The organism is Phocaeicola sp. RTP21198st1_B8_RTP21198_201120 (assembly GCF_040929485.1).
Classification (GTDB): Bacteria; Bacteroidota; Bacteroidia; order Bacteroidales; family Bacteroidaceae; genus Phocaeicola; species Phocaeicola dorei.
Genome location: NZ_JBCOCI010000142.1, coordinates 1 through 5,559 on the forward strand (window position 1 = coordinate 1; position 5,559 = coordinate 5,559).

General features: G+C 43.3%; 3 protein-coding genes. All 3 read left to right on the forward strand.

Annotated elements, in window-relative coordinates; genetic code table 11:
- Nucleotides 1–154: 154 nt before the first annotated feature.
- The 3 genes from AB5935_RS23295 (at nucleotide 155) to AB5935_RS23305 (ending at nucleotide 5,453) form a co-directional block, all read left to right on the forward strand.
- Nucleotides 155–2,833: a 4-alpha-glucanotransferase gene (locus tag AB5935_RS23295; protein WP_368327616.1), complete on the forward strand. Its 2,679-nt coding sequence runs from the start codon at nucleotides 155–157 to the stop codon at nucleotides 2,831–2,833.
- Between the two features lie 73 nt (nucleotides 2,834–2,906).
- Complete coding sequence (locus AB5935_RS23300) at nucleotides 2,907–4,262, forward strand: MFS transporter (RefSeq protein ID WP_038608586.1); 1,356 nt, start codon at nucleotides 2,907–2,909, stop codon at nucleotides 4,260–4,262.
- Nucleotides 4,263–4,967: 705 nt separating this feature from the next.
- On the forward strand, nucleotides 4,968–5,453 hold the full coding sequence (locus tag AB5935_RS23305; RefSeq protein ID WP_008655562.1) for a helix-turn-helix domain-containing protein: 486 nt from the start codon (nucleotides 4,968–4,970) through the stop codon (nucleotides 5,451–5,453).
- Nucleotides 5,454–5,559: the final 106 nt, after the last annotated feature.

A 5,559-nucleotide genomic window follows, 5' to 3' on the forward strand; every position in this document is an offset into this window, starting at 1 on the left:
ATCTGCAAATTCAGTAATGAGAGGACGTGTAAACGCAATAAGGACGTTCAAGGGCTTAGTTGCGGATTTGAGGATAAATTAATTGGATGAAAGACGATATTCTGACAGAAAGTCTTAATTTTGGGACATTAAACCATTTAACTCAAATAATAACATGAAACTCACATTTCGAATTGAATACCGTACAGCCTGGGGAGAAGAACTGGGGGTGATACTGGACGGAAACAATAGTGAACCTATCATCCTTCGCACTCCAAACGGGGAACATTGGGAAGGTGAAGCTGAAATGCCGGATCTCCCTGCATGCGTACCTGTTTCCTACCGCTATGGAGTATATCGTGACGGACAGTGCATCCGCCGTGAAAGCGGAACCATGGCTCATTTGTTTTGTCCCGGGAAAAAGAAAAACTGCCACTACATATTAAATGATTTCTGGAAAGACCTTCCGGCTGAATCTTACTTATACAGTTCCGCCTTCAGTGGTGATTATCAGTCTGAAGCAGCTATAAAAGTCACAGCAAGCGCCGATGGAAGCATTACTTTCCGGGCCTTATGCCCTTGCCTGCATCATAAGCATCAAGTGCTGGCTATCAGCGGGGATTGCCCGGCTTTAGGCAATTGGGATATTCAAAAGACTGTCCTGATGGAAGAAATACAGCCTAACGAGTGGACCATCACACTGAATGTTTCTACTTTGGAATTTCCGCTAAGTTATAAGTTCGTAACCTGCAACGCCGACAGCAAGCAGGTAGAGGAATGGGAGAACCACGACAACCGGATGCTTAATAATCCGGAATTAAAAAAAGGAGAAATCTACCTGACACCGGAAACAGAAGTTCATTTCACTTCATCGGCCCGTAAAGTGGCGGGAACGGCTATCCCTGTATTTTCTCTCCGTAGTGAGAAAAGTTTTGGAGTAGGAGATTTCGGAGATTTGAAGAAACTGATAGACTGGGCGGCAAAGACCCACCAGCAAGCTGTACAAATCCTCCCTATCAACGATACGACCATTACCCATACCTGGATGGATTCTTATCCCTACAACAGCATTTCCATTTATGCATTCCACCCGATGTATATTGACTTGAACCAGCTGGGTAAGATGAAGGATAAGGAAGCGCTGGCTGTTTTTGAAGCCCGCCGACAAGAATTGAACGCTCTTCCTCAAATAGATTATGAAGCAGTGAACAATGCCAAACGTGCCTACTTGAAAGTGATGTTCCAACAAACCGGAAGAAAAGTGCTGGCTTCGGATGAATTCAAAAGATTCTTTGAAGAGAATGAACATTGGCTGCTGCCATACGCTGCATTCAGCTATCTAAGAGATCTGTATGGCACTCCGGATTTCAGCCAATGGCCTGAGCATACAGAGTACAAGGCAGAAGAAATAGCAGCCTTATGCGCACCGGACAGCTCTTGTTATGAAGAAATCGCCTTTTACTACTACACACAGTACCATTTACATATCCAATTACTTGATGCAGGAAACTATGCCCGCGAAAAAGGTATTATCTTTAAAGGTGATATCCCTATCGGCATCAGCCGCAACAGCGTGGAGGCATGGATTGAGCCGTATTATTTCAACATGAACGGTCAGGCAGGCGCACCACCCGACGCATTCTCCGTGAACGGACAAAACTGGGGCTTTCCCACCTATAATTGGGAGGTAATGGAACAAGACAACTACCAATGGTGGCAGAAGCGTTTCCGCAAAATGGCAGAGTATTTCACAGCTTACCGCATAGACCATATTCTTGGTTTCTTCCGTATCTGGGAAATTCCATCTCATTCGGTACATGGTTTGCTGGGACAGTTTGTACCGGCATTGCCTATGAGTGTGGACGAAATTCAAAGTTACGGGCTGCCGTTCCAAAAGGACTTCATGACCAAACCGTTCATCAACGAAGAGATGCTAAACAAGATGTTTGGTGACAAAGCTGCTTTTGTAAAAGAAACATTCGTACAGCATGTTCACGATGACATTTATGAAATGCGTCCGGAATATGATACCCAACGCAAAGTGGAGACTTACTTCTCCGATAAGAAAGATGAAGAAAGTATCCATATACGCGAGGGAGTATATGCCTTGATAAGCAATGTATTATTTGTTCCCGACCGCAAACACCCATCCATGTATCATCCAAGAATTGCCGTTCAGAATGATTTCATCTTCGGGCGCCTCAACTGGAAGGAGAAAGACGCTTTCAACCGTCTGTATAATCATTATTATTACCAACGCCATAACCAGTTCTGGTATCAGGAAGCGATGAAAAAGCTGCCTATCCTGACACAAGCCACTTCCATGCTGGTGTGCGGAGAGGATTTAGGAATGGTACCCGACTGTGTGCCTTGGGTAATGGATCAGTTGCAAATACTCAGTCTGGAAATCCAACGTATGCCCAAGAATCCCAAACATGAGTTCGGTCACGTGTGGGAATATCCGTACCGCTCAGTTTGTACTATTTCCACTCATGATATGTCTACTCTGCGGGGATGGTGGGAAGAAGATTATGAACAGACCTGCCGCTACTACAACCATGTAATGGGACACTGGGGAGAAGTTCCGGTTTCAGCCCCGGGATGGGTTTGCGAGGAAATAGTATGCCACCATCTGGAATGTCCTTCATTGCTGTGTATCCTTTCCTTTCAGGACTGGCTGTCAATAGACGAAGAAATCCGCTATCCCGATGTGAACGCGGAACGTATCAACATACCTGCCAATCCAAGACATTACTGGAGATATCGCATGCATCTCACTTTGGAAGAACTGATAAAGAACAAGAAGTTCAATGAAAAGCTGGTAGAGATGATTGACACTGCCGGCAGATTCTAAACATCCGCCACAGACAGCCTGGGGCCGTCTGTGGTGAATCTCTACCCCAACGATAATCAATAACACACATACCATGAAAAAAATTCCCGATTTAGGTTTCTGGAAACTATGGAATATTAGTTTCGGATTCTTTGGCGTGCAGATAGCCTACGCTTTGCAAAGCGCAAATATCAGCCGTATCTTTTCCACTTTGGGAGCAGACCCACACAGTTTAAGCTATTTTTGGATATTACCTCCGCTGGCAGGAATCATCGTCCAACCCATCATAGGCGCACTGAGTGACCGCACTTGGACGCGTTTCGGACGGCGTATCCCCTATCTGTTTGCAGGAGCTCTGGTTGCTGTTTGCGTCATGTGCCTGCTCCCTAATGCAGGTAGTTTCGGAATGACAGTCAGTGCAGCTATGGTATTCGGTCTGATATCACTGATGTTCCTTGATACCTCTATCAATATGGCCATGCAGCCTTTCAAGATGATGGTGGGCGATATGGTGAATGAGAAACAAAAAGGATTGGCTTACTCCATTCAGAGTTTTCTCTGTAATGCCGGCAGTCTGGCAGGATATCTTTTCCCGTTTATTTTTGCCGCCATCGGCATCAGTAATATTGCTCCCAAAGGTGTTATTCCCGACTCTGTCATCTATTCTTTCTATATCGGCGCATTGATACTGATTCTATGTGTGATCTATACTTCGGTCAAAGTAAAGGAATTTCCTCCCGAAGAATATGCAGCATATCATGGCATCACCCATGAAAGCAAAAAAGAAAAGACAAATATGTTCAAATTGCTGGTCAAGGCTCCCAAAGCCTTTTGGACAGTAGGACTGGTACAATTTTTCTGCTGGGCCGCCTTCATGTTCATGTGGACTTACACCAATGGAACTGTTGCTTTGAATGTGTTCGACACACCGGTCATAACAACCATGACAAACGGTGTTTCCAGAGTGGTACTGGATACACAATCCGCACAATACCAGACAGCGGGAGATTGGGTCGGGATCTTATTTGCTGTCCAAGCCATCGGTTCCGTTATTTGGGCAACGATCATCCCGATGATTCAGAACCGCAAATTTGCCTACGTACTCAGTCTGGTATTGGGAGGCATTGGATTCATCTCCATTTTCTTTATCCATAATCAATATGCTTTATTTGCATCCTTCATCCTGATAGGTTGCGCATGGGCAGCCATGCTGGCCCTTCCCTTTACCATTCTGACCAATGCATTAACAGGAGGACATATGGGAACCTATCTGGGATTATTCAATGGAACTATTTGTGTTCCACAGATTGTCGCAGCTTCTTTAGGAGGTATCGTACTGAAGATATTTACCAGTCCGGGTAGTGTCGCTCCGGAAGTAAACATGCTGGTATTGGCTGGAGTGTTCCTGATTATCGGTGCCGGCTGTGTAAGTATTATCAAAGAGAGGTAAAGCGTTTCCCGAAAAGTAATATATGCTCATTCCATCACCACCGTTCAATGTTCTGTTTCCCGAAACTGAAATTCACTCCGCGGTGTCAAAACTTTGTTTTTGAAAACATGAACTTATAATCTGAAATTTGAGCATCCTAAAAGACTAAAGAAAGGATCGTATCATTACTCAATACAGAGTTTGATACGACCCTTTTACGCGTTATAATTACTATCTGCAACTTTTCAAAGCTGTCATTTTGGTTTTGACACATTCATCTTCATTCCGTCCAGCATTATTCCAACTTCTCCATGAATTCTGGATGCCGATAGAAAAAATCATACGCCATATAATAAAGTACAAAGCGGTACTCATTTCTGACACATGAGTTACATTCTGCGCCCAAGTATATAATAAAACGAAGAGATAAATAATTGATTTTTACCTGTTTAGACTACAAAATACAAGATAGATTTTTATCGATCTCTTAGTAAGAGATATATAATTCTCGTGCAAAAATAAGGAAAGTTTTGATAACTAATACACTTTTCATTAAAAAAATACGATCTAAAGCAAAAAAAAGCCTTTTTTCTTATTTAATCTTTCTCTCAACAGCCCACTTCTCATTGATTTAATTATTTGATTTTATGCATATTACATCTATTTTGTCGATCTCTTACTAAGAGATCGACAAAATAAGCAAATAAAAAACGAAAAAAGAATTGAATGGAATACCTGTTTCTGCGACGTAAAAAGACCCGCTACACTTCGGTGCGCCAAAAGACTTTGCTCTATCGTGCCGCCTCTCGCCGATGGGAGAAGGAGTTTGCGTTGCGGACGGACGTCCGCCGGATAGACGCTCTTATATATAAAGGTATATTATACCTGATGGAAGTGCGTCAAGTATTCCTCGATTCCTCTCTTTCGCTGAAAACACTGAGTGCGATGCTGGAGACAAACCAGACTTATTTAAGTAATGTGGTGAATCGCTATTTCGGCTGCAACCTGAAAGAACTAGTAAACACTTACCGAGTGGAATACGCCAAAGAGCTGCTCCGCAGCGGACGATGCCCCATAGAGGAAATTCCCGTACGCAGCGGCTTCGGTTCGAAAAGCCCTTTCTATGTGGCGTTCGGAAAAGTGACGGGCATGACGCCCCGGCAGTATGTGGCACACGAGAGGAATCCGCTGAAACAAGAGGAAGATAATTAAGTCCTTTTATAATAAATGGTATGTATAACCAATTTTAGTTTTTTAAATTTATAAATTTAAAGTTTTTCTATTATGAACAAAAAGTTTTTAAGTGCAATCCTGTTCG